The organism is Plantibacter sp. VKM Ac-2885 (assembly GCF_015351205.1).
Classification (GTDB): domain Bacteria; phylum Actinomycetota; class Actinomycetes; order Actinomycetales; family Microbacteriaceae; genus Plantibacter; species Plantibacter auratus.
This window is the reverse complement of record NZ_JADKSK010000001.1, coordinates 258,882-279,511: the sequence shown is the minus strand read 5'-3', so window position 1 is coordinate 279,511 and position 20,630 is coordinate 258,882. Positions and strand designations below refer to the sequence as shown.

Below are 20,630 nucleotides of genomic sequence, written 5' to 3'. Positions count from 1 at the left end.
GGTGCCAGTATCGGCGTCGGGACCAATAAGATACAGCGAAGGTTTTCGAACGATATTCATCGGTTGAGCCGATGGATTTGGAGGGCACCGTGCTGGACGTCCGACGGCTCCGCCTGCTGCGCGAACTCAAGATCCGCGGGACGATCGCCGAGGTCGCCGCAGCCCTCAACTTCAGCCCCTCCTCCGTGTCGCAGCAGCTCTCCGTCCTCGAGCAGGAGACCGGCGTCGAGCTCCTGCGGAAGGTCGGTCGACGGGTGCAGCTCACCCCGCAGGCCGAGATCCTCGTGGGGCACACGGACGCCCTCCTCGACACGCTCGAGCGCGCCGAGGCCGACCTCGGCGCGTCCCTCACGACCGTGTCGGGCACCATCCGCGTCGCGGTCTTCCAGTCGGCGGCGCTCGCGCTCATGCCGGCGGCCCTCAGCGCCATGCGCCGCGACCACCCGGACGTCCGCGTCGAGATGGTGCAGCACGAACCGGAGACCGCCCTGGCCGAGACCTGGGCGCGCGACTTCGACGTCGTCGTCGCGGAGCAGTACCCCGCCCACGCCGCCCCCCGGCACCCCGGGCTCGACCGCCGTCAGCTCGCGACCGACCCGATCCGACTCGCGTGCCCGCCGGTCGTGAACGAGATCCACCCGGTCCTGCGCATCGAGGACGCGGCCGACCTCCCCTGGGTGATGGAGCCGCACGGAGCGGCGTCACGGCATTTCGCCGAGCAGTTGTGCCGCCGTGCGGGGTTCGAGCCCGACGTCCGCTACCAGACCGCCGACCTCCAGGCGCAGATCCGGTTGATCGAGTCCGGCAACGCGGTCGCTCTCATCCCCGACCTCCAGTGGGCGGGCGAGCCGGCCAGCTGTCGCCTCGTCGACCTGCCCGACCTCCCGCGACGCACCATCTTCACCTCCGCGCGCGAGGCCGGCGTCACCCGCCCCGCGATCGTCGCCTTCCGCGCCGCCCTCGAGGCCGCGGCGGCCTAGCCAGGACGGGCGGGAACGCTGCCAGCGAACGCGGCGCGCAAGGGGGTGCGCCTCCCAGTCGCCGGTGCTTGGCTGGAACTCCCGCATTCCTCCGAAGGAGCACCCGCATGACCGACACCACCGCACGCCCCGCAACCGCCGCCGGCACCTTCTCGCTCGGCGGCGACCTCACCGTCAACCGACTCGGCTACGGCACCATGCAGCTGACCGGCGAGGGCGTCTGGGGCGAGCCCGACGACCGCGACGGCGCCATCCGCCTGATCAAGCGCGCAGCCGAACTCGGCGTCAACTTCTTCGACAGCGCCGACGCCTACGGTCCGGACGTCACCGACACCCTTCTCCGCGAGGCGCTGCACCCCTACGACGACATCGTGATCGCGACGAAGGTCGGCCAGACGCGACAGGGTCCCGGCGAGTGGACGCCCACCGGCGTGCCCGCCTACCTCCGCCAGCAGGTCGAGCTCGGCCTCCGCCGTCTCGCCGTCGACCGCATCGACCTCCTGCAGTTGCACCGGATCGACCCGACCGTGCCGTTCGAGGACCAGATCGGCGAGCTGCGCAAGCTGCAGGACGAGGGCAAGATCCGGCACATCGGCCTCAGCCAGGTCAGCGTCGCCGAGGTCGAGGCGGCCCAGAAGATCGCTCCGATCGCGTCGGTGCAGAACCTCTACAACCTCACCGACCGCTCCTCGGAGGACCTCCTCGACTGGTCGACCGAGCACGGCGTCGCCTTCATCCCGTGGTTCCCGCTGGCGACCGGCGCCCTCAGCAAGGAGGACGGCCCACTCACGCAGCTCGCCGAGCGACACGACGCGACCCCGTCGCAGCTCGCGCTGGCCTGGCTGCTCAAGCGCTCGCCCGTCATGCTCCCGATCCCGGGGACGTCGAGCATCGAGCACCTCGAGGACAACCTGCAGGGTGCGACGATCGAGCTCACCGACGACGAGTTCGAGGAGCTGTCCGCCGTCTCGGAGTAGCCGGACGCCCGGTCACTGACGCTTCCTTCCGGTCACTGAGCTTGTCGAAGTGCGCCCTTCGACAGGCTCAGGGACCGCACCGCCGGTCACCGCCCTTCGACAGGCTCAGGAACCGCACCGCCGGTCACTGAGCTTGTCGAAGTGCAGCGCAGCGCAGGGACCGACCACCCGGCTCAGCGGAGCCGCTTCGACAGCTCGTGCGCCTGCTCCAGCAGCAGGCCGCCGAGGAACGCCTGGCGCTCAGGCCGGAACCGGGATTCGATCCCGGTGAGACTGAGCGCCCAGGCGGGCTTCCCCGCCGCGTCGAACACGGCCGCACCCATGCCCCAGCTGCCCTCGAGGATGAGCGCCGGGTTCACCGCGTACCCGCGCTCACGCGTCTCGCGAATCCGCTCGCGCACGCGGTCGGCGGCGTGGGCCTCACCCCACCGCTCGACGAGGTCGGCGCGACCCAGGTAGTCGTCGATCTCCTCGTCGCTCGAGAACGCGAGGATCGCCAGCCCCGCCGACGCGACCCCCAGCGGGAAGCGGACACCCTCGGTCAGGACGAACGACCGCACCGGGAAACTCCCCTCCTCGCGCAGCAGACACACGGTCTCGAACCCGCGACGCACCGAGAGAAAGGCGCTCTCGCCGCTCTCGTGCGCGAGGATCCGCACGCTCTCCCGCGCGAGCTCGGCGACGTCGTACCGCTCCGCCGCGAGCGATCCGAGGAGGAACAGCTCGGGGCCGAGGTGCCACCGGGCGGCGCGGACGTCGTGGTCGAGGAAGCCCTCGGCGGCGAGCGAGGCGAGCAGGCGGTGCGCCGTCGGGCGGGTGAGCCCGGCGGCCGCGGCCACCGCCGAAGACGACGCACCACCGGGGTGCTCCGACACGATCTTGAGGATCCGGCTCACGCGCGAGACGACCTGGGCGCCGCGCATCCCCTCAGCCACGTCTTACCCCCGGTTTGTCCACATGGTGAGCCTACGCCGCAGCCGGGACCACGTCATGAGCGAATCCGGGATCGGGCCCCATGCCACCTTTGACACCGCAGGACGGCTGTGACTGACTACAAGAGAGACGAACGGCCAGTGCCACCATGTGGTCAGGTCGGCCCGCCATCCACAAGGGAGTGACATGACGAAACACTGGTCGAGCGCCGCCGAGGCGTTGCACGAGGTCGTCCGGGACGGAGCCACCATCGCGGTCGGCGGGTTCGGCCTGAGCGGCAACCCGACCGACCTCATCGAAGCCCTCCGGGACACGGGTGCCACCGACCTCACGATCGTCTCCAACAACATGGGGGTCGACGGCAAGGGCCTCGGCATCCTCCTCGAGAACCGACAGGTGCGGAAGGTCGTCGCGTCGTACGTGGGCGAGAACAAACTCTTCGCCAAGCAGTTCCTCGACGGCGAGCTCGAGGTCGAGTTCACGCCGCAGGGCACGCTGGCCGAGCGGCTGCGCGCGGGCGGCGCCGGTATCGCCGGGTTCTACACGAAGACCGGTGTCGGCACCCCGGTCGCGGAGGGCAAGCCGACGGAGGTGTTCGACGGGGAGACCTACGTCCTCGAGCGCGGCATCGTCGCCGACGTGGCCCTCGTGCACGCGTTCCGCGCAGACCGCGAGGGCAACCTCGTCTTCCGGCACACGGCACGGAACTTCAACCCGATCGTCGCGACCGCCGGCCGACTGACGATCGCCGAGGCCGAGGAGGTCGTCGAGGACGGCTACCTCGATCCGAACACTGTCGTCACTCCCGGCATCTTCGTCCAGCGCCTCGTCACGGCGACGCCGCGGGTGAAGGACATCGAACAGCGCACCGTCCGTCCGGCGGCCGCCACCACGACACCGGTAGGAGCCTGATCATCATGTGGACGAGAGACGACATGGCTGCGATCGCGGCGACCGAACTCCGCGACGGCGAGTACGTGAACCTCGGCATCGGCATCCCCACGCTCGTCGCGAACCACGTCCCGCCGGGGGTCCGCGTCACGCTGCAGAGCGAGAACGGCCTGCTCGGCATGGGTCCGTTCCCGATCGAGGGCGAGGAGGACGCCGACCTCATCAACGCCGGGAAGCAGACGGTCACGCTCCTCGAGGGCGGGAGCTACTTCGACTCGGCGACCTCGTTCGGCATGATCCGCGGCGGTCACGTGCAGCTGGCCATCCTCGGCGCGCTCCAGGTCTCGGGTACGGGCGACCTCGCGAACTGGACGATCCCGGGCAAGCTCGTCAAAGGCATGGGCGGTGCGATGGACCTCGTCGCCGGGACCCCGCGGGTGGTGGTCGTCACCGAGCACGTCGCGAAGGACGGCAGCCCGAAGATCGTCGAGCGGTGCGATCTCCCACTCACCGGCGTCGGTGTCGTCGACCGCATCATCAGCGACCGCGCCGTCTTCGATATCGTCGAGGGGGCGCTCGTCCTGCGGGCCTTCGCGCCCGACACGAGCGTCGCCGAGCTGCGCACCCTGACGGGCGCGGAGTTCTCCGTCGAACTCGACCCCACCACCACCGGCGAGGTGCCGACCGCACCCGCCACGCCTCAGGAGGCACACGCATGAGCACCGTCATCGTCGGGTACGCCCGCACCCCGTTCGTGAAGTTCAACGGGGCGTTCGCGTCCGTGCCGGCCACCGAGCTCGGCGCCCACGCGATCCGCGCGGCCCTGTCCCGGGCGGGGGTCGACGCCGCCGACGTGCAGCAGGTCATCGCCGGCCAGGTGTTGCAGGGCGCCGCCGGCCAGAACCCCGCCCGGCAGTCCGCCGTCGGGGCCGACATCCCCTTCACCGTCCCCGCCATCACCATCAACGCCGTGTGCCTCTCCGGCATGGAGGCGATCGTCACCGGCACGCGTCTCATCGAGGCCGGCGAGGTCGACGTCGTCGTCGCGCTCGGCCAGGAGTCGATGAGTCTCGCCCCACACGCCTGGTCGGGCTCGCGCGCCGGCAAGCGCTACGGCGCCATCGAGCTCGTCGACACCCTCGACCACGACGGCCTGACCGATGCGTTCGAGCACCGGTCGATGGGTTCGTCCACCGAAGAGCGCAACGGCTCACTCGGCATCGCGCGCCCGGAACAGGACGCCTGGGCGGCCGGCTCGCACCAGCGGCTCGCAGCAGCTGCGGACGTCCAGGCCGAGGAGATCGAACCCTTCTCCGTGCCGGGGCGCAAGGGTCCGACGGTCGTGAGCGCCGACGACGGACTCCGCGCCGACACCACCGCCGACTCGCTGGCCGGGCTGCGTCCCGCGTTCGGCGGCGAGGGCACGATCACCGCGGGCAACTCCTCCCAGATCACCGACGGGGCGGCCGCGGTCGTGCTGATGAGCGAGGAAGTCGCTGCAGCCCGGGGACTCACCCCGATCGCCCGCGTCGTCGCGCACGCGCTCGTCGCTGGACCCGACGTCAGCCTGCACGCCCAGCCGTCGAACGCGATCGTCGCCGCACTCGCGAAGACCTCCCACACGACCGGTGACCTCGCAGCGGTCGAGATCAACGAGGCGTTCGCCGCCGTGTCGGTCCACTCGACCGACGAGCTCGGCGTGGATCCCGCGATCGTCAACGCGAACGGCGGCGCGATCGCCCTCGGTCACCCGATCGGCGCCTCCGGCACCCGGATCGTCGGGCACCTCGCCCGGCGCCTCGCCGCCGCCGGCTCGGGTTCGATCGGTGCCGCCGGCATCTGCGGCGGTGGCGGCCAGGGCTCAGCGATCATCCTCGAGGCCGTCTGATCCGTCCGTAACTCCTGCTGGACGCTCGGCGCCGATCCCCGCCCGTGCGCAACTCCTGCTGATCGCGCCGCGTCGCCGCACGCCCCGGCGTGTCGAGTGAGCCGCGCGACTCCAAGCAGGAGTTGTGCGCATGAGCGGGGATCACCGCATCGGAGAAGCAGGAGTTGTGCGCGGGGCGAGCTGGCCGCGCTGCCGACTCAGACGGGCTCGCCGGTGACGGTGTAGCGGAGGTGGACGACGCCGGCCTCGAAGCGACGCTCGTCGACGAGTTCCAGACGTCGCCGGAGGTTGGCCGGCAGCGCACGCAAGCCGCCACCGACGATCACCGGTGAGAGGAACAACTGCACCTCGTCGACGAGCCCCGCTGCCATCGCCTCGGCTGCCAGGTGCGGGCCGCCGACGCTGAGGTCGCGGTCCGATTCCGCCTTCCACCGGCGCACGGCCTCCGGGTCGAACGATCGCTCGAGCGTCGTCCGGGCCGTCGAGACCGCATCGAGCGACGTCGAATACACGACCTTGTCGGCCGCGAGCCACAGAGCCGCAAAGTCGGCGATCTCGCGAGGCTCGTCCGGCAGCTCGTCCGCCGTCTCCCAGAACGTCATGATCTCGTACATGCGTCGGCCGAACAGGTAGGTGCCGATCGGCCGGGAGAGCTCGTTCACGAAGGCGTGCACCTCGGCGTCCGGCGCGCTCCAGTCGAAGTGGCCCTCCTCATCGGCGAGGTAGCCGTCGAGCGAGCTGATCGCCGAGTAGATGAGCCTGCCCATGTGTCCTCCGTCGCCATTGCCGGTACGCGAGAGGCTAGGCCGCAGACGCGACCGCCCACAAGGGGTCCCTCCGGCACCGACGGTCAGGCGGGTGGGATGACGAGCGTCACGAAGGAGTCGGCCGGCAGGGTCGGCGTGATGACGTCGTCGCCCACCACGATCTGGACGGGGAGCGGTTCGCCGAGGTCGTTCTGCATCACGAGCACGACGCCACCGTCCGGGTTGCGGAAGGCGAGCAGGTTCTCGTGCCCGGTCCAGCTCATCGTCGCGAGCCGCTGTGCCCCCGGCTGCAGGAAGTGCCCCAGGTGCCGCATGAGGAAGTACTCGTGCGTGTAGCGGAAGGTCCGGGTCTCGGGGTCCACGACGACGAGCGAGTTCTGCGCCCAGCCCCAGCGGCTGACCCCACCCTCGGTGAGCGCGAGGTTCCAGTACGTGTAGGCCTGCGCACCGTGTGTGAAGAAGTGGCGCATGAGTCCCCAGGTGTGCCGCACGAAGCGCCAGTCGTTCCGGCCGTCGCCGCACTCCTGCTCGGTCTGGTAGAGCGCGAGGTCCGGGTGGGCGTGGTGCACTGCGGCGATCGCGCCCTTGCCGGCCCACTGGAATCCGACTCCGGCGACCCACGGGCCGGCCGACGGATCCTGGAGCACGGTCTCGATCTGCGCGTCGTGCGGCCGCTCCTGCGTGCCGAGGAAGACCCGCACTCCGAGACGGTCCATCTCCGGGCCGAGGACGGCGATGAACCGCGCGAGCCCCTCGGCCGTCCACACGCAGCTCGGGAACACCTGCGCCGAGTTGAACTCGTTCTGCGGCATGACCATTTCGACGCGGATGCCCTCCTCGCCGTAGGCCTCGACGAAGCGGGCGAAGTACCGGGCGTAGGTCTCGAGGTAGCGGTCTTCGAGGATGAAGAGATCGGTCCCCTCGGAGCCCAGCTGGTCGTCGCGGATGCCGTTGTCGACGCCGGAACCCGGCCATAGGCGTGCGGCCGCGTAGTGCCCGTTCGTCTTCATCCAGGTGGGCGGGCTCCACGGCGACGCCCAGAGGCGCAGGTCGCCCCGATACCGCTGCGCCGCCTGGATGAAGGGGACGAGCGTCGCGCGGTCGTGGTCGATGCTGAAGTGCTCGAGGCCGAAGTCGCCGTCGACCTCGTCGTAGGAGTACCAGTCGGTGGAGAAGTCGTTGGCACCGACGGGCATGCGGCAGAGCGAGAGGTTGAGCCCGGCACCCGGCGTGAAGAGGTCGGACAGGATGCCCTCGCGATCCGCTTCGGGCAGAAGGCCCAGCGCCGTCCAGCCGAGTTCGTTGAAGCATCCGCCGATGCCGTCGACGGTCTGCTGCGGGTTCGTCACGTCGACCACGACGTTCGGCATCCCCGCCATCCGCCCGAACCCGAGGGGCTCCTGCTCCTGCCAGGGTGCGTCCTGGGTGGTCACGACCCAGGCGACCGACCGCTCCGATGCCGTGGTGCCTCCGCTGGCGACGGGGCTGCTGGCGGGATTGCTGCTCGTCATCGAGTGCCTTTCGACGGGGGTCCTCCGTGGACCGCGACCGGTGCTCCCACCAGTATGTTGCAGAACCCGCGAAAACCGAAGAGCAGTCGCCATTCGCGATCGGGCGCGGCGCACAGCAGGGCTCACCCGAGCGGCGCACCCGGGACACCCCGCTGGCATGCCGTTCGCAGGCGGTCGTACACTCGATGGATGGCCGATTCCACGACGGTCCGGGAGCCGCAACCCGGAGCAGACCTCCCCGACGCCCGCGGGCGCACCGGCCTGCACCAGACGGGCCTCGACCTCACCGGCAATCCGCGCGTCCAGGTGACCGACGTGGAACTGGTCGCCGCCGCCTGGCACGTCCTCCGCCGGACGACCCTGCGGGTCCAGGACCGCTCAGGCGCGTGGTCGACGCAGCAGCGCGAGACCTACGACCGCGGCAACGGCGCGACCATCCTGCTCTACCACGGTGACTCCCGGAAGGTCCTGCTCACCAGGCAGTTCCGCTACCCGGCCTACGTCAACGGACACCCGACCGGCGAGCTCATCGAGACCGCCGCCGGCTTGCTCGACGACGACGATCCCGAGACGGCGGTCGCCCGTGAGGCCCGCGAGGAGACGGGGTTCGCGGTCGAGGCCGTCCAGCATGTGTTCGACGCCTTCATGAGCCCCGGCTCCGTGACCGAGCGCCTGCACTTCTACGCGGCCGAGTACGACCCCGCTGCGCGTCGCGGCGACTGGGGCGGGCTCGCCGAGGAGGGCGAGGAGATCGAACTCCTCGAACTCGACATCGACGACGCGATCGCGCGCATCGGCGACGACATCATCGACGCGAAGACCATCATGCTGCTGCAGTGGGCGAGGCTCTCCGGCCCGTTCGCGACGGCACCGACGCCTGTTCCGCCTGCACCACCCGCACGCTAGTACCGCCGAGACTCCCGGACCCCGAGCTCGCCAGAACACCGTGCCACCCGTCTCCGGGTGGCCGATCGGCGAACCCGAACACCGGTCGGCCCCCGGTCCCTGAGCGAAGCGCCGGTCCCTGAGCGAAGCGCCGGTCCCTGAGCGAAGCGCCGGTCCCTGAGCGAAGCGCCGGTCCCTGAGCTTGTCGAAGGGTGCCCCGACCGAGCCCACCACCGCCCTTCGACAGGCTCAGGGACCGGCGTAAGTCACCTCAGGGACCGGCGTACGTCAGGCCGAGCGGATGATGTCCGTCAGCACCGCGCAGCCGAAGTCGAGCGCGTCGAGTGGCACGCGTTCGTCGACACCGTGGAACATGCCGGGGAAGTCGAAGTCCGCCGGCAACCGGAGCGGGATGAACCCGTACCCCGTGATGCCGAGTCGGCTGAGCGCCTTCGCGTCGGTGCCGCCGGGGATGAGGTGCGGGAGCACGGTCGCACCGGGATCGTGCCGCTCGATGACCGCTTCGATCACCGAGACGAGCTCGCCGTCGTTCGGCGATTCCATCGCGATGAGCTCCAGCTGGACCTCGACGTCGACCCCCTCACCCGCCGCCTCGCGGATGCGCGCGATGACCTCGTCCCGCTGGCCGGGCAGAAACCGGGCGTCGACCGTCGCGGTCGCGGACTCGGGGATCACGTTCTCCTTGTACCCACCGGAGATCATGGTGACGTTCGCCACGTTCTGCAGGCCGGCGCGCAGCCGCGACGCACTCGGGCCGACGAGCGCGGCGAGTTCGAAGGGCGACAGCTCGGAGGAGGCTCCGGTCAGTTCGCGCAGCCGCTGGAACAGGTGCGTCGTGGTCTCGGTGAACGACACCGGCCAGTCGAGCGCGCCGATCCGGCCGACCGCGGCGGCGAGCTTGACGATCGCCGAATCCTGGCTCGCGAGCGAGGCGTGACCGGCGGCACCGTGGGCGGTCAGCCGCAACCAGAGCACGCCTTTCTCGCCGGTGTTGAGCAGGTACGCGCGGGTGTCGGCTCGTTCACCGAGGGTGACGCTGTACCCGCCGCCCTCGCTGATCGCATCGCGGACGCCGGCGAACTGCTCCGGGTGGTGCTCCACCATCCACTGCGAGCCGAGGACGCACCCGGCCTCCTCGTCGGCGAAGAACGCCAGGACGACGTCGCGCTCGGGCTGCTCCCCCGCCGTCACCATGCGCCGGACCGACGCGACGATCATCGCCACCATGTTCTTCATGTCGACGGCGCCGCGGCCCCACAGCATGCCGTCGGCGATCTCGCCGCCGAACGGATCGACCGTCCATGCGGCCGCGTCGACCGGGACGACGTCGAGGTGCCCGTGCAGCAGGAGGCCGGGCAAGGTGCGGTCGCGACCTGGCCACCGCGCGACGAGGTTCGTCCTGCCGGGCTCGGCCTCGAAGCGCTCGCACACGATCCCGACCTCACCGAGCAGGCGTTCGACGAGGTCCGCCGCGCGGGACTCGCCGACGGCACGCCCACCGCCGTAGTTCGAGGTGTCGATCCGGATGAGGTCGCGCGTGATGGAGACGACCTCCGAGAGACCGACCGGGTCGCTCACGCGTTCGCCCACGCTCATTCGGCGGTCCGCGGGATCACGGTGAACCGGCGGTTGGCGAGCGAGGGAACCCGCGCCCGCACGGCGTCGAGTCGGGCCGGATCGAGCTCGGCGAACACCACGCCCGGTGCCTCGCCGGCGGCCGCGATGACGACGCCGGCAGGGTCGACGATGATCGAGTTGCCGGTGGCGAGCGGGCCGGTCTGGTTGGCGCTCACGACGTAGGCGGTGTTCTCGATGGCCCGGGCGCGCACGAGGGTGGTCCAGGCGTCCTCCTTGCCGGGGCCGACGATCCACATCGCGGGCAGCAGGATGACGTTGGCGCCGGCGTCGATGAGACGCCTCGCGCTCTCCGGGAAACGGAGGTCGTAGCAGGTGAAGGCCCCGATGCGGAGGTCGCCGACCTCGAGGACGAACGGTTCGGTGAGCTCGCCGGCCGAGATGCCGTCGCTCTCCGCGTACCCGAAGGCGTCGTAGAGGTGCACCTTCCGGTACGTCGCGGTGATGTCACCCTCGGCGTCGATCGCCACGAGCGTGTTGTAGGGCAACCCACCGGGGTTCTCCTCGATGGTGCCGACGACCGTCGGGAGGGAGCGCGCGGCGGCGGCGGCGGCGACGCCCGTGATGAAGGGGCCGTCGAGTGGCTGGGCGATCGCGGCGAGCGCGCTCGGCGGTTCCGAGGTGGCGTAGCTGCTCATCTCCGGCAGCACGAGCAGTTCGGCGCCGCCCGCCGCGGCCTCACCGAGCAGGGCGACCACGCTGGCGAGGTTCTCGTCGATGTCCGTTCCGGCGGAGAACTGCCCGGATGCGATGCGCATGTGAAACCTCGTTCCGTGGGAAGGGCCGCGACCGTCGGCGCGCGGCCGTCCAGCCACCCTATGCCGAGAGTGGGGGCGTGCGCCGCCGGAGCCGGAGCCGGCCCTGGCTCACGAGGATGCCGAGCACGACGATCACGCCGCCCACCGGCTCGTTCCAGTGCAGGATCTCACCGAGCACGAGGATGCCGAGGACGACACCGACGAGGGGCGTGAGGTACGTGACGGTGGACGCCGCCGTCGGGCCCCAGGAGTCGACGATCGTCGTCATCCAGATGTAGGCGACGCCGGTACCGAGTGCTCCCAGCGCGAGCATGCTGAGGACGACCGGGGCATTGAGCGACACGGGCTGCATCGCGATGAACGGCGAGAGCACGAGCATGATGACGGCGGCGAGCGAGATCTCCACGGCGGAGATGACGACCGCGTCGTAGCTGTGGGTGCCGAGGACGAACTTCCGGAGGTAGACGAAGGCGATGCCGTAGCAGAGGGTCGCGCCGAGGCAGGCGAGCTGCGCGGGGATGGACTCGAGGATCGCCGGGTCGCCGAGCACACGCCAGGGGCCGACGACGATCGCGACGCCGAGGGCGCCGACGAAGATGCCGAACACCTGGAGGCCGTTCAGTCGCTCCTTCGGCAGGAACACGGCGCCGACGGCGAGCGTCATGATCGGCGTGGTCGCGTTGAGGATGCTCGACAGGCCGGACGGCAGGAACTGTCCCGCCCAGGAGAAGAGGAGGAACGGGGCGACGCAGAGGAAGACGGAGACGACGGCGAGGTGCGCCCAGAGTCGGCGCTCCCGCGGCCAGCGGCGTCGGGTGACGAGCATGATGATGCAGAGCGTCAGGGCACCGAGCACCACGCGGGACAGGGCGACCTGCGCCGGAGCGAGTCCGGTGAGGCCGGTCTTCATGAAGAGGAAGCTGGCACCCCAGATGAGCGCGGCGCCGAGATAGGCGCCCAGCACTCTGCGGGACCCTGGTGCGACGAGCGCGGTGACACGGGTGTTCGGTGCTGCGGTGCTCATCGTGCTCCCTCGAGTCGGACGACTCAGCATGGCATCACCCACCGACGCCGTGTTCGCAATTCAGGACGCACCCGCGTGTCTCGCCGGCTCCGCCGCGCCGCAGCACGGACACGCCGGAGGCTTCCTGAATTGCGAACGGGTCAAGCGGTGGTGGCGACGGGCTCCAGCCGGTGGATCGCCTCCACGAGCGGTGCGAGTTCCGGGAGCGACTCCGCGGTGGTGAGCGACTCCTCGAGGGCGCGATCGTGCACCGGTCGGGCCTCCTCGAGCAGCGCCTTCCCGGCCGCCGTGAGCTCGGTGTAGACCCCTCGGCGATCGTCGGCGCACAGGACGCGGGTGAGGAGCGCGCGGTCCTCGAGGCGGTTGACGAGCCGGGTGGTGGCGCTCGGCGACAGGGCCGTCGCACGGGCGAGCTGCTGCATGCGCATGTGCCAGCCGTCCTGGCGCCCCAGGGCGTCGAGCACGGTGTACTCGACCACGGAGAGCCGGGCCTCGGCCTGCAGCGCACGTTCCAGATCGGACTCGATCGATCCGTACAGAGCGGCGAGCGTCCGCCACCCCTGCGCGCGGATCTCAACAGCGTCGTCGGCGATGCCCATCGGGACTCCTCGGTTCGAACATCGAATGATTGATTGCAGACGCACATAGTTGCTTGCGCTATTACCTAGCGCGTGCAACGATATCTATCGCGCGTCTGCAACTATCAGCGTACGCGTCCCGCCTACCGGCCACCAGCACTCTCCCCACGACCCCCAGGAATCGCAGGAATCGTCATGCCACTCGGTCTCATCGCCCTCGCCCTCGGCGGCTTCGGCATCGGCCTCACGGAGTTCGTCATCATGGGGCTGCTGCCCGAGGTGGCGGCCGACTTCGGCGTCTCGGAGGCCGCAGCCGGCTGGCTCATCTCCGGCTACGCCCTGGCCGTCGTCGTCGGGGCGCTCGCCCTCACCGCGGCGGTCACCCGACTGCCGAAGAAGCCCGTCCTGCTGGCCCTGATGGTGCTCTTCATCGTCGGCAACCTCGTCTCCGCACTCGCCGGCGACTACCAGATCATGCTCGCCGGCCGCATCCTCGCCGCCCTCAGCCACGGAGCGTTCTTCGGTATCGGCTCGGTCCTGGCGGCGGCGATGGTCCCCGCCCACAAACAGGCCGGCGCGATCGCGATCATGTTCACCGGCCTCACCGCGGCGAACGTGCTCGGCGTCCCCTTCGGCACGCTGCTCGGCCAGCACTTCGGCTGGCGCTCGACCTTCTGGGCCATCACGGTGATCGGGGTCATCGCCTTCATCGGCATCCTGGCACTCGTGCCGAAGCCGAAGCGTGACGAAGCCCCGGCGTCGCTCCTCGCCGAGCTGCGCGCGTTCCGCTCAGGCCAGGTCTGGCTCTCGATCGCTGTCACGGTCCTCGGCTACGGCGGCATGTTCGGCGCGTTCACCTACATCGCGTACACACTCACGGAGGTCAGCGGCTTCGCCTCGACCACGGTGCCGTGGCTGCTCATCCTCTTCGGCGTCGGACTCCTGGTCGGCAACATCGTGGGCGGCAAGGCGGCCGACCGGAACATCGACCGGACGCTCATCGTCGTGATCGCGGTGCTGACCGTGATCCTGGTCGCCTTCGCCGCGACCGCACAGTCGCCCGTCGCCACCGTGATCGCCCTCGTCCTCATGGGCGGCTTCGGGTTCGCGACCGTCCCCGCGCTGCAGATGCGGGTCATGCGGTACGCGTCGGCCGCTCCCACGCTCGCCTCGGGAGCGAACATCGCCGCGTTCAACCTCGGCAACGCGCTCGGCGCCTGGCTCGGCGGCGTCACGATCACCGCCGGCCTCGGCTACACCTCGCCGATCTGGGCCGGTGCGGCCATCACCCTGCTCGGCCTGATCGTCATCATCGGTGCGGCCACCGCCGCGAAGCGCTCCCGTCGTCGTCCACAACTCCTGCAGGATGAGCCCGTCGACGCCGCCCGCCAGGAGATCCCGCACCCCGCGTGAGCCGCCCGCGACTCCAGCAGGAGTTGTGAACACTCTGGGCTGCGCACCTCGACAAGCTCGGTGACCGGGGTAGGGGTGCTCGGTAACCGGATGGGGCGCTCGGCAACGGGGCAGGGTGCTCGGTGACCGGGGTGGGGCACTCGGTGGCAGGGGAACGGGCACCCGGCGAGCGGGCCAGCGGCGAACGGAGGGCGAAGGGCGCGCTACCGTGGGCGGATGAGCCGAACCCCTCGCCCCAGTGACACCATGATCGCGGTCGCCGAGCACTGGGCGGCCGAGCGACCGGCGATGCAGCCCGGCGGCCCGACCATCACGATGCTCGGAGCTGGCACGGCGAACGAGGTCGCAGCGGTCGAACTCGACGGCGGCGAGCGCGTCATCGTGAAGCTCTCACCCGCGGACGCGGCCGGCCTCACCTACGAGCGGTCCCTCATGGCGACCGAGGCGCTCGCCCTCCGCATCCTCGGCCGTGCGGAGGTGCCGCAGCCGGAGATCGTCTTCGAGGCGACGCTCGACGGACGCGACGCGCTCGTGATGACCGAGCTCACCGGCCGGCCGGCGAACAGCACCGAGACCGTCCCCCTCGCCCGCGACGTCCTCGGCCGCACGCTGGCCCGCCTGCACGAGGCGGGACGCACGCCGTTCCACGTGGAACCAGACGACGTCGACATCCCGGCGGAGGCCGCGTCCACCGATCCGGCGACCGGCCTCGCCGAGGGGAACCGATTCGGCTACCCCTTCCGCCCGGAGCTCCAGGCGGCGAGCGCCGCCGACGCCTACCGACTCGTCGTGGAGGCCGTCCTCGCCGACGCCCTGCGGTTCGAGGTCGACCTCCCGGTCGCGGCTGACGAGATCCGACACCTGATCGACAATGCGCTGCCGGCCTTCGACAGCGTGACGGAGCCGACACTCGTCCACTTCGACCTCTGGGAGGGCAACCTCCTCGTCATGCCCGAGCACGGGGCGGAGGCCGCCCAACTGACCGGCGTCATCGACCATGAGCGCGCGCACTGGGCCGACGCGACCGCCGACCTCGTCTCCCTGGCGCTCTTCACCGACGTGCCGGAGACGGTCGCCGCCGACTCGGAACTCCTCCGCGCCTACCGCGAGACCTCCGGCCGCGAGCTCCTCCCCGACGAGGACGCCCGGACCCGCGCGCGGCTGTGGTCGCTGTACCTCGCGCTCGTCATGGTGGTCGAAGGCGTCCCGCGTGGCTATGAGGGCGACTGGTTCGACGAGCACGACGCGTCGGTGCGCACGTGGATCGGTGACATCGCGGCCTCGCTCGCCTGACCCGCGCAACTCCCCCGGTCCCTGAGCCGACCTCCTCCGGTCCCTGAGCCGGCCTCCTCCGGTCCCTGAGCCGGCCTCCTCCGGTCCCTGAGCCGGCCTCCTCCGGTCCCTGAGCTTGTCGAAGGGCGGTCGTGGCACTTCGACAAGCTCAGTGACCGGGGTGGGGCTCAGTGACCGGGGTGGGGGCTCAGCGACCGGGTGGGGCTCAGTGACCGGCGTGGGGGCTCAGTGACCGGCGTGGGGGCTCAGTGACCGGAGTCGGGCTCAGTGAAAGGGCAAGCTCAGTGACCGGGAGTTGTGCGCAGCGGCGGTTGCGCGCGGCCGTACCCGCGCGGCTAGACTGGTCGGCTCGCCAGGCGGTGGGCGGCCCGGCGCGAACCTGCGCGGGCCCGTTCGGGAGCGATCGGCTCCCTGGGGAGTGCGCACCATGGGCTACATCGACGTCAGCGACCTCAGCTACACGCTGAGCGACGGACGGACCCTGCTGGACGAGGTCTCGTTCCGCGTCGGCGAGGGGGCGATCGCCGCGCTCATCGGAGCGAACGGCGCCGGCAAGACGACGCTCCTGCGGATCATCCGCGGCGAACTCCAGCCCGACTCCGGGGTCGTCTCCATCGACGGCGGTCTCGGCGTGATGGACCAGTTCGTCGGTCGCGGCGACGACGACCGGACGGTCCGTGACCTCCTCGTCCAAGTCGCGCCTTCGCGGGTCCGTGCGGCGGCCGAGGCGGTCGACCGCGCCGAGCTGGCCCTCATGGAGGACGACGTCGAGGCGACGCAGATGGCCTACGCGACGACACTCGCCGAGTACGCCGACGCCGGCGGGTACGACCAGGAGGTTCTCTGGGACAGCTGCTGCGAGGCGGCACTCGGGGTGCCTTATGACCGCGCGCAGTGGCGGACGCTCGGAACGCTGTCCGGCGGCGAGCAGAAGCGGCTCGTCCTGGAAGCCCTGTTCCGCGGCCCCGAGCAGGTCCTCCTCCTCGACGAGCCCGACAACTCCCTCGACGTCCCGACGAAGCGCTGGCTCGAGGGCATGCTCGCCGAGACCCGCAAGACCGTCCTCCTCGTCTCGCACGACCGCGAGCTCCTGGCACAAGCGGCGACCCGCATCATCACCCTCGAGGTCGGCGCGGCCGGCAGCACGACGTGGACCCATGGCGCGAGCTTCCGCAGCTACCACGAGGCCCGCGACGCCCGCCTCGACCGACTCGACGAACTCCGCCGGCGCTGGGACGAGGACCGCGTGAAGCTCCGCGCACTCGTCCTGCGTCTGCGCGAGCAGGCCAAGTTCAACGACTCCATGGCCTCCCGCTACCGCGCCGCGCAGACCCGACTCGCCAAGTTCGAGGAGGCCGGTCCGCCTGAGGAGCGGCCGAAGGACCAGCAGGTCACGATGCGCCTCCGCGGCGCACGCACGGGCCGACGCGCGATCGTCTGCACCGGGCTGGAACTGACCGGCCTCATGCAGCCGTTCGACGCGGAGATCCGGTTCGGCGAGCGCATCGGCGTCCTCGGTTCGAACGGGTCGGGCAAGTCGCACTTCCTCCGGCTGCTCGCCGGCGGTGGGACGGATCCCGATCCTGGCGCGGGGCACCTCGCCGCAGCGGGCGACGCGCTCGTCCCCGTCGAGCACGACGGCGATGCCAAGCTCGGCGCGCGCGTGCAGCCGGGGTGGTTCGCGCAGTCGCACCGGCACCCTGAACTCGTCGGCCGGACCCTGCTCGACATCCTGCACCGCGGCGACGAACACCGGTCGGGTCTCCCCCGCGAGGCCGCCAGCCGCGTGCTGGACCGCTACGGGCTGGCGGGTGCGGCCGAGCAGTCGTTCGAATCCCTCTCGGGCGGACAGCAGGCGCGCCTGCAGATCCTCCTGCTCGAACTCTCCGGTGCCACACTGCTGCTGCTCGATGAGCCGACCGACAACCTCGACCTCGTCTCGGCGGAGGCGCTCGAGCAGGGCCTGGCGGGTTTCGAGGGCACCGTGATCGCGGTCACCCACGACCGCTGGTTCGCGCGCGGCTTCGACCGCTTCCTCGTCTTCGGCTCCGACGGCCGGGTGCAGGCCTCCGACGAGCCCGTCTGGGAGGAGACCCGCGTCGACCGCGCGCGATAGCGGGTACCAGTTCAGGTACCAACGAGCTATCATCGATCCATGCCGGCACTCAACGTGACCTTCACCGACGCGGAACTCGAGCAGCTCCGCGCATCCGCCTCAAGTACGGAGACCTCCCTGAAGGTGTTCGTGCACGATGCTGCATTGGCTGCGGCGAACGACCGGAAGCGGATGATCGCCCAGCTCGCGCAGGAGGTCGCGGCGACCTCGGCCGAGCTCAACGCGCGCCTCGCGTGACCGCGTACTTCCTCGACCGCGAGGATGTCCTCACGGCCAGCGCCGCCGCGCTCGGCCACCAGCCTGCCGTGCGGGATTTCGGACTTCTCGACGCTGCAGTCGCCCGGCCGCAGAGCACTGTTTTCGGACTCGACGCCTACCCGGACAACTTCCTCAAAGCGGCAGCCCTACTGCACTCCATAGCTCGCAATCATGCTTTCGTCGACGGAAACAAGCGCACTGCTTGGGCGTCTGCGTGGGTGTTCCTCGGCGTAAACGGCATCCGGCTCAGCCACGGTTTCGACGTGGATGCAGCGGAGGCGTTCATGAACAGCGTCGCCACAGGTGACGGGGAGCTCGCATTCGTCGCATCCGTGCTGCGCAGTTTCGCCGCCCAGGAGGAAGACTGAGGCGACACCCCCCTGCATGAGTCGCCGCCTTGGTCAACCCACCGCCATCCTCAGGACCGTTCCCTACGCTGGCATCAACAACCCGAGCTCGGAGGTGATGGTCATGCAGTACAGCATCGCCATCGGCCGTGCCACCTACGACATCGAACCGGGTGTCGATCTGCCTGCGCTCATGTCCGAGATCGAATCCGCCGTCCAAGCCGGTGGCCGATTCGTCCGGGTGCCGCTCTCCTCCGACCGGACCATCGACGTGCTCGCCAGCCCTGGCCTGCACATCACGGTGGAGTCGTTCGCGAACCGTGCCCTGGAGATCGTCCCCACGATCGAGACGGGAAACCTGTCCGGTCTCGACGAATACGACGAGTTCGGCGAGTTCTGACCCGACCGTCCTCGACGGCTACGAACCGAGCGTCGTGCTCGGATACTCGCCGAAGCGGTTGGTGTACGAGGCGGAGAAGCGTCCGAGGTGGGCGAACCCCCATCGGTTGGCGATCTCGGCGACCGTGGCACACCCTGGGTCGGCTTTGCGAAGCTCCTCCTGCACCCGGTCGAGTCGAACGCGCCTGAGGTAGTCGATCGCCGTGATGTCGTGCTCCTTGCGGAAGGCACTCTGCAGACTGCGCTGACTCATGCCGGTCGCCTCCGCCACGTCCTCGGTGCGGATGGGGAGGTGCGCGTTGGCGATCATGAACTCGACGGCGGCGCGGGTCTTCCCGCCGTTCGGTACCCCGATCTCGACCGGTGCGTGGAGCGCGGTGTGCGGGAAGGTCTCCAGGAGCGCGACCGCCGCCGCACGGTTCGCCTCGGCCCGCAGGAGCGCTGGACTCGTGTCGTCATAGATGACCCGGGCGACGGACGTCACCGAAGCGGCCCACCGGCGGAGCTGCTCACCGGTCGGTCGGGCTGTCGTGTCGAAGAGGATCGGGCCGCTCGTACCCTCCACCTCGCCGGCCACCCGCTCGAGGAAGCTCCCGTCGAAGTGCATGAGGTTCTGCCGGTAGTCCGTGAAGTCGAATTCGGCGAGCCGGTTGTTCGCGAACATGGCCGGCTGCCCGTGCACGAGCCGCACCGGATCACCGGCGAGGTCGGTGGCGCCGCTGCCTCCGGTCAACCAGGAGACGATGTACTCGCCCTGCGTCAGGACCGTGCCCGTGACATGGCCGTCGAACTGGGTGCCGCGCAGGGTCAGCTCGTCGTCGCCGATGGCGGTGTACCGGAAGGTGAACTCCGACTCGGTGGGTTCGATGACCATCTCGCCGGCGTTGTAGGCGCCGGTGAACAGGTCGCGGGCCTCATCGACGTCGCGACCTGCGACCTCGGACCGCTCGGCGGGTCCCGTGTGTTCGCTCATCGCTCATAGAATCTCACGACGGTGCCGAACTGTCACCCTCGACGGGGGCGTCCGGACGTGGAGCAGTCCACTCGATGTCAGGCGGTCCCTTGCAGGAAGCCGTGCTCCGCGCCCAGGACGTCGGTCATCGCGGACGACGTGATGCTGGCGAAGCGCGGCAGGATCGTCGTCTCGTGGACGGCGGTCGGCCGCTCGGACCAGACGGTCACGACGATCAGTCCACCCTCGGCGCGGAGCGACCACGCGACGATGTGCCGGGTGAGGACGCGGACGGTGTCGCCGTCGACGTCCAGCGCGATGGCTACACGGCTGAGTGACAGGCCGCCACCCGACTCGGCGCTGACGTGCGAGGTCTCGAAGACGATGTCGGTGCGGTCGAGCAGTCGGCCCGTCGTGCGCGCATCATCCAGGTCGAGGAAGTCGGGCGCGCTCGGAGACCAGGTCGTCACGGTCCCACCCCCAACTGGTGTTTCACAGATGCCCGACGGCCGGAGCTCGTCGTTGCGTTGATCGATCCGCCGAAGCGGACGCTCGGACCTAGGCCGCGGACTCGACGCGCTTCGCGGCGCCGGCTGCCGGCTCAGGGACGACACGCATGCCCTTGGCGCTGTTGGCCTGCTCGAGGAGCGCGGCCAACCACTCACGGTTGAGCTCAGGGGCGCGGCTGCCGTAGAAGGAGAACTGGAGGGGGATCATCGGGTTCAGCCAGAGCGACTGACGTCCGGTCCCACGGCCGGGGACGGCTTCGAGGTGGAACGCGAAGCTCTCGTTGCGTCGGAACTTGGTGAAGATGACCGTCTGCAGGTGAGCGAGCAGTCGGTCTTCGATCTCGTGCGGGGTCGGAGGGGTTCCGTAGAGGAGGTTTCCCATGAGGCGCGCCATCCGTTCTGTTTCGGTTCCGGGCTGGTTCCCGGCGCCGTTGATAACGCTAGATGTTCTAGCGATCCCCCGCTCTGACCTATCCGAAATGCGTCGGGTATCGC

The 20,630-nt window shown here is 70.2% G+C and carries 22 protein-coding genes; 12 read left to right on the top strand and 10 right to left on the bottom strand.

Annotated elements, in window-relative coordinates; all coding sequences use genetic code 11:
- Positions 1 to 89 precede the first annotated feature (89 nt).
- Positions 90 to 980 (top strand): LysR family transcriptional regulator, encoded by an 891-nt coding sequence (locus tag ITJ66_RS01370; protein ID WP_194642983.1) that lies wholly within the window; start codon positions 90 to 92, stop codon positions 978 to 980.
- A 107-nt stretch (positions 981 to 1,087) separates the two neighbouring features.
- Positions 1,088 to 1,957 (top strand): aldo/keto reductase, encoded by an 870-nt coding sequence (locus tag ITJ66_RS01365; RefSeq protein WP_194642981.1) that lies wholly within the window; start codon positions 1,088 to 1,090, stop codon positions 1,955 to 1,957.
- Between the two features lie 173 nt (positions 1,958 to 2,130).
- On the opposite strand, the gene ITJ66_RS01360 is transcribed toward ITJ66_RS01365, so the two are convergent.
- A complete protein-coding gene (locus ITJ66_RS01360; RefSeq protein ID WP_194642979.1) occupies positions 2,131 to 2,880 on the bottom strand; it encodes an IclR family transcriptional regulator in 750 nt (249 codons plus the stop codon).
- Between the two features lie 196 nt (positions 2,881 to 3,076).
- Between ITJ66_RS01360 and ITJ66_RS01355 the strand changes: the two genes are divergently transcribed.
- The 3 genes from ITJ66_RS01355 to ITJ66_RS01345 are packed head-to-tail and all read left to right on the top strand — an operon-like array spanning position 3,077 to position 5,669.
- Positions 3,077 to 3,802, top strand: a complete 726-nt coding sequence (locus ITJ66_RS01355) for a CoA transferase subunit A (RefSeq protein ID WP_194642978.1) — start codon at positions 3,077 to 3,079, stop codon at positions 3,800 to 3,802.
- 2 nt (positions 3,803 to 3,804) lie between these two features.
- Positions 3,805 to 4,500 carry a 3-oxoacid CoA-transferase subunit B gene (locus ITJ66_RS01350; protein WP_370582636.1) on the top strand — a complete coding sequence of 232 codons (696 nt, stop codon included), beginning with the start codon at positions 3,805 to 3,807 and terminating at the stop codon, positions 4,498 to 4,500.
- A complete protein-coding gene (locus tag ITJ66_RS01345) occupies positions 4,497 to 5,669 on the top strand; it encodes an acetyl-CoA C-acyltransferase (protein WP_194642974.1) in 1,173 nt (390 codons plus the stop codon). The genes ITJ66_RS01350 and ITJ66_RS01345 overlap by 4 nt, the downstream gene beginning before the upstream one ends.
- A 197-nt stretch (positions 5,670 to 5,866) precedes the next feature.
- Here ITJ66_RS01345 and ITJ66_RS01340 read toward each other — a convergent pair whose 3' ends face one another.
- Positions 5,867 to 6,436 (bottom strand): dihydrofolate reductase family protein, encoded by a 570-nt coding sequence (locus ITJ66_RS01340; RefSeq protein ID WP_085511407.1) that lies wholly within the window; start codon positions 6,434 to 6,436, stop codon positions 5,867 to 5,869.
- Positions 6,437 to 6,519: 83 nt separating this feature from the next.
- Positions 6,520 to 7,947, bottom strand: a complete 1,428-nt coding sequence (locus tag ITJ66_RS01335) for a glycoside hydrolase family 30 beta sandwich domain-containing protein (protein ID WP_194642972.1) — start codon at positions 7,945 to 7,947, stop codon at positions 6,520 to 6,522.
- A gap of 189 nt (positions 7,948 to 8,136) precedes the next feature.
- Here ITJ66_RS01335 and ITJ66_RS01330 point away from each other — a divergent pair, with 189 nt between their 5' ends.
- On the top strand, positions 8,137 to 8,853 hold the full coding sequence (locus tag ITJ66_RS01330) for an NUDIX domain-containing protein (RefSeq protein WP_137242860.1): 717 nt from the start codon (positions 8,137 to 8,139) through the stop codon (positions 8,851 to 8,853).
- A 267-nt stretch (positions 8,854 to 9,120) separates the two neighbouring features.
- On the opposite strand, the gene ITJ66_RS01325 is transcribed toward ITJ66_RS01330, so the two are convergent.
- The 4 genes from ITJ66_RS01325 to ITJ66_RS01310 all read right to left on the bottom strand — a co-directional run bounded on the left by ITJ66_RS01325 (position 9,121) and on the right by ITJ66_RS01310 (position 12,869).
- Positions 9,121 to 10,449 carry a M20/M25/M40 family metallo-hydrolase gene (locus ITJ66_RS01325; RefSeq protein WP_192018904.1) on the bottom strand — a complete coding sequence of 443 codons (1,329 nt, stop codon included), beginning with the start codon at positions 10,447 to 10,449 and terminating at the stop codon, positions 9,121 to 9,123.
- Positions 10,446 to 11,246, bottom strand: coding sequence for a carbon-nitrogen hydrolase family protein (locus tag ITJ66_RS01320; protein ID WP_194642970.1), 801 nt, complete (start codon positions 11,244 to 11,246; stop codon positions 10,446 to 10,448). Before ITJ66_RS01320 ends, ITJ66_RS01325 begins: the two co-directional genes overlap by 4 nt.
- Positions 11,247 to 11,304: 58 nt before the next feature.
- On the bottom strand, positions 11,305 to 12,270 hold the full coding sequence (locus ITJ66_RS01315) for a DMT family transporter (protein ID WP_194642967.1): 966 nt from the start codon (positions 12,268 to 12,270) through the stop codon (positions 11,305 to 11,307).
- Between the two features lie 140 nt (positions 12,271 to 12,410).
- Positions 12,411 to 12,869 (bottom strand): MarR family winged helix-turn-helix transcriptional regulator, encoded by a 459-nt coding sequence (locus ITJ66_RS01310; protein ID WP_079000468.1) that lies wholly within the window; start codon positions 12,867 to 12,869, stop codon positions 12,411 to 12,413.
- A 174-nt stretch (positions 12,870 to 13,043) separates the two neighbouring features.
- On the opposite strand from ITJ66_RS01310, the gene ITJ66_RS01305 reads away from it, so the two are divergent.
- From ITJ66_RS01305 to ITJ66_RS01280, 6 genes are all read left to right on the top strand, one after another.
- Positions 13,044 to 14,261: an MFS transporter gene (locus ITJ66_RS01305; protein WP_194642965.1), complete on the top strand. Its 1,218-nt coding sequence runs from the start codon at positions 13,044 to 13,046 to the stop codon at positions 14,259 to 14,261.
- A 216-nt stretch (positions 14,262 to 14,477) separates the two neighbouring features.
- On the top strand, positions 14,478 to 15,554 hold the full coding sequence (locus tag ITJ66_RS01300; RefSeq protein WP_194642963.1) for a phosphotransferase family protein: 1,077 nt from the start codon (positions 14,478 to 14,480) through the stop codon (positions 15,552 to 15,554).
- Positions 15,555 to 15,981: 427 nt separating this feature from the next.
- On the top strand, positions 15,982 to 17,670 hold the full coding sequence (locus ITJ66_RS01295) for an ABC-F family ATP-binding cassette domain-containing protein (RefSeq protein ID WP_194642961.1): 1,689 nt from the start codon (positions 15,982 to 15,984) through the stop codon (positions 17,668 to 17,670).
- 39 nt (positions 17,671 to 17,709) lie between these two features.
- Positions 17,710 to 17,907 (top strand): antitoxin Phd, encoded by a 198-nt coding sequence (locus tag ITJ66_RS01290; RefSeq protein ID WP_137242867.1) that lies wholly within the window; start codon positions 17,710 to 17,712, stop codon positions 17,905 to 17,907.
- On the top strand, positions 17,904 to 18,296 hold the full coding sequence (locus tag ITJ66_RS01285; protein WP_137242868.1) for a type II toxin-antitoxin system death-on-curing family toxin: 393 nt from the start codon (positions 17,904 to 17,906) through the stop codon (positions 18,294 to 18,296). The genes ITJ66_RS01290 and ITJ66_RS01285 overlap by 4 nt, the downstream gene beginning before the upstream one ends.
- 103 nt (positions 18,297 to 18,399) lie before the next feature.
- Positions 18,400 to 18,675 (top strand): hypothetical protein, encoded by a 276-nt coding sequence (locus ITJ66_RS01280; RefSeq protein ID WP_137242869.1) that lies wholly within the window; start codon positions 18,400 to 18,402, stop codon positions 18,673 to 18,675.
- An 18-nt stretch (positions 18,676 to 18,693) separates the two neighbouring features.
- Here ITJ66_RS01280 and ITJ66_RS01275 read toward each other — a convergent pair whose 3' ends face one another.
- The 3 genes from ITJ66_RS01275 to ITJ66_RS01265 all read right to left on the bottom strand — a co-directional run bounded on the left by ITJ66_RS01275 (position 18,694) and on the right by ITJ66_RS01265 (position 20,517).
- Positions 18,694 to 19,647 (bottom strand): helix-turn-helix transcriptional regulator, encoded by a 954-nt coding sequence (locus ITJ66_RS01275; RefSeq protein ID WP_194642960.1) that lies wholly within the window; start codon positions 19,645 to 19,647, stop codon positions 18,694 to 18,696.
- A 77-nt stretch (positions 19,648 to 19,724) separates the two neighbouring features.
- Entirely contained in the window at positions 19,725 to 20,096 is a 372-nt protein-coding gene (locus ITJ66_RS01270; protein ID WP_137242871.1) for a hypothetical protein, read from the bottom strand.
- Positions 20,097 to 20,184: 88 nt separating this feature from the next.
- The gene (locus ITJ66_RS01265; RefSeq protein ID WP_079706140.1) at positions 20,185 to 20,517 is read right to left on the bottom strand and encodes a hypothetical protein; all 333 of its coding nucleotides are present in this window, start codon (positions 20,515 to 20,517) and stop codon (positions 20,185 to 20,187) included.
- Between the last annotated feature and the right edge of the window lie 113 nt (positions 20,518 to 20,630).

What these genes read in the sequence shown, in the direction of transcription:
- ITJ66_RS01340 (WP_085511407.1), bottom strand. Translation starts at nt 6,436, where the DNA reads ATGGGCAGGCTCATCTACTCGGCGATCAGCTCGCTCGACGGCTACCTC.
- ITJ66_RS01360 (WP_194642979.1), bottom strand. Translation starts at nt 2,880, where the DNA reads ATGCGCGGCGCCCAGGTCGTCTCGCGCGTGAGCCGGATCCTCAAGATC.
- ITJ66_RS01315 (WP_194642967.1), bottom strand. Translation starts at nt 12,270, where the DNA reads ATGAGCACCGCAGCACCGAACACCCGTGTCACCGCGCTCGTCGCACCA.
- ITJ66_RS01355 (WP_194642978.1), top strand. Translation starts at nt 3,077, where the DNA reads ATGACGAAACACTGGTCGAGCGCCGCCGAGGCGTTGCACGAGGTCGTC.
- ITJ66_RS01330 (WP_137242860.1), top strand. Translation starts at nt 8,137, where the DNA reads ATGGCCGATTCCACGACGGTCCGGGAGCCGCAACCCGGAGCAGACCTC.
- ITJ66_RS01345 (WP_194642974.1), top strand. Translation starts at nt 4,497, where the DNA reads ATGAGCACCGTCATCGTCGGGTACGCCCGCACCCCGTTCGTGAAGTTC.
- ITJ66_RS01295 (WP_194642961.1), top strand. Translation starts at nt 15,982, where the DNA reads ATGGGCTACATCGACGTCAGCGACCTCAGCTACACGCTGAGCGACGGA.
- ITJ66_RS01320 (WP_194642970.1), bottom strand. Translation starts at nt 11,246, where the DNA reads ATGCGCATCGCATCCGGGCAGTTCTCCGCCGGAACGGACATCGACGAG.
- ITJ66_RS01290 (WP_137242867.1), top strand. Translation starts at nt 17,710, where the DNA reads ATGCCGGCACTCAACGTGACCTTCACCGACGCGGAACTCGAGCAGCTC.
- ITJ66_RS01365 (WP_194642981.1), top strand. Translation starts at nt 1,088, where the DNA reads ATGACCGACACCACCGCACGCCCCGCAACCGCCGCCGGCACCTTCTCG.
- ITJ66_RS01300 (WP_194642963.1), top strand. Translation starts at nt 14,478, where the DNA reads ATGAGCCGAACCCCTCGCCCCAGTGACACCATGATCGCGGTCGCCGAG.
- ITJ66_RS01280 (WP_137242869.1), top strand. Translation starts at nt 18,400, where the DNA reads ATGCAGTACAGCATCGCCATCGGCCGTGCCACCTACGACATCGAACCG.
- ITJ66_RS01275 (WP_194642960.1), bottom strand. Translation starts at nt 19,647, where the DNA reads ATGAGCGAACACACGGGACCCGCCGAGCGGTCCGAGGTCGCAGGTCGC.
- ITJ66_RS01265 (WP_079706140.1), bottom strand. Translation starts at nt 20,517, where the DNA reads ATGGGAAACCTCCTCTACGGAACCCCTCCGACCCCGCACGAGATCGAA.
- ITJ66_RS01325 (WP_192018904.1), bottom strand. Translation starts at nt 10,449, where the DNA reads ATGAGCGTGGGCGAACGCGTGAGCGACCCGGTCGGTCTCTCGGAGGTC.
- ITJ66_RS01305 (WP_194642965.1), top strand. Translation starts at nt 13,044, where the DNA reads ATGCCACTCGGTCTCATCGCCCTCGCCCTCGGCGGCTTCGGCATCGGC.
- ITJ66_RS01310 (WP_079000468.1), bottom strand. Translation starts at nt 12,869, where the DNA reads ATGGGCATCGCCGACGACGCTGTTGAGATCCGCGCGCAGGGGTGGCGG.
- ITJ66_RS01335 (WP_194642972.1), bottom strand. Translation starts at nt 7,947, where the DNA reads ATGACGAGCAGCAATCCCGCCAGCAGCCCCGTCGCCAGCGGAGGCACC.